This window comes from Falsiroseomonas oryziterrae (assembly GCF_021864505.1).
Classification (GTDB): Bacteria; Pseudomonadota; Alphaproteobacteria; order Acetobacterales; family Acetobacteraceae; genus Falsiroseomonas; species Falsiroseomonas oryziterrae.
This window is the reverse complement of the sequence record NZ_JAKJIB010000576.1, coordinates 1-1,315: the sequence shown is the minus strand read 5'-3', so window position 1 is coordinate 1,315 and position 1,315 is coordinate 1. Positions and strand designations below refer to the sequence as shown.

Annotated in this window: 2 protein-coding genes; one reads left to right on the top strand and one right to left on the bottom strand. The window is 75.8% G+C overall.

Annotated elements, in window-relative coordinates; all coding sequences use genetic code 11:
* Nucleotides 1–182, bottom strand: a 182-nt coding sequence (locus tag L2I40_RS23295; RefSeq protein ID WP_237217735.1) for a hypothetical protein, incomplete at its 3' end; no start/stop codon positions are given.
* A 176-nt stretch (nt 183–358) separates the two neighbouring features.
* Here L2I40_RS23295 and L2I40_RS23290 point away from each other — a divergent pair.
* Nucleotides 359–1,315, top strand: a 957-nt coding sequence (locus L2I40_RS23290; protein WP_237217734.1) for a copper ion binding protein, incomplete at its 3' end; no start/stop codon positions are given.

The window sequence follows — 1,315 nt, the reverse complement described above, 5'->3', positions numbered from 1 at the left end:
CCCACGCCCTGCAGCGCCCTCGCGTCCGCCCCGGTGCGGTTCACGATGCGGACAGGCTCGGCCCCCTGGGCGCCCCCGGGGGCGGCCCCGGGGGCGGGTGCCGCGGCGGGTCCTTGTGCGGCGGCGGGGGCGGCGGCAGGGGCGGCGAAGGCGAGGCAGAGCAGAAGCAGGGCGCGGCGCATGCGCGCCCATGTCGCGGCCCGCCCCGCCCACGTCAACGTCTGCGCGAGGCGGCGGGAAGTTCGGCGCCAGGTGCCGGGAACCTGACCTGGATCAAGGCTCCGGCGTTCCGGAAAGGGCAGGCTTCGCGTCACGCCGTCGTAAGGGGCCTTGACCTTCCAATATTGGGAAGGGCCAGATGCCGGCGATGGAGACGAAGCCAGCCGAGATGCCGGACGCATCCGCCGCCCTGCCGCGCCTTTCCCTGCCCGTGGAGGGCATGACCTGCGCCTCCTGCGCGGGCCGGGTGGAGCGTGCGCTCCGCAAGGTGCCGGGCGTGTCCGAGGCGCATGTGAACCTGGCCGCCGAGCGCGTCGAGGTGGACGGCACCGCCGGGCCGGCCGTGCTGGCGGCCGCGATCCGCGCCGCGGGCTACGCGGTGCCGGAGGCCGAGCGCAGCATCGGCATCGAGGGGATGACCTGCGCCAGCTGCGCCGGCCGCGTCGAGCGTGCGCTGGCCAGGGTGCCGGGCGTGCTCTCGGTCAGCGTGAACCTCGCGGCGGAGCGCGCGACGCTCCGGCTGCTGGCGGGCGTCGAGGATGCGGCGCTCGGCGCCGCGCTGGCGGGCGCCGGCTATCGGCTGACGGCCGTGCCCGACGACGCCGAGGCGGAGGAGGAGGCCGCGAACCGCCGCCTCGCCCGGCAGGGGCGGGAGTTGTTGTTCGCCGCGGCGCTCACCGCGCCCTTCCTGGTCGGCATGGCCGGCATGGCTTTCGAGCGCGACTGGATGCCGGGGGCCTGGACGCAGCTGGCGCTGACGACGGCGATGTTCGGCTGGTTCGGGCCGCGCTTCTGGCGCGCCGCCTGGGGCGCGCTGCGCGACCGCACCGGCAACATGGACCTGCTGGTCTCGATCGGCACCGGCGCGGCGATCCTGCTGTCGGTCTGGCTGATGTGGCAGCACGACGTGTCGCACGGCCACGGCCTGTATTTCGAGGCGGCGGTCGTCGTGCTGTTCTTCGTGCTGCTCGGCAAATGGCTGGAGGCGCGCGCCAAGCGCGGCACGGGTGCTGCGATCCGCGCGCTGCTCGCGCTGCGGCCGCGCACGGCGCGCCGGCTCGACGCGGACGACACGGAGCGCGAGGTGCCGGCGGCG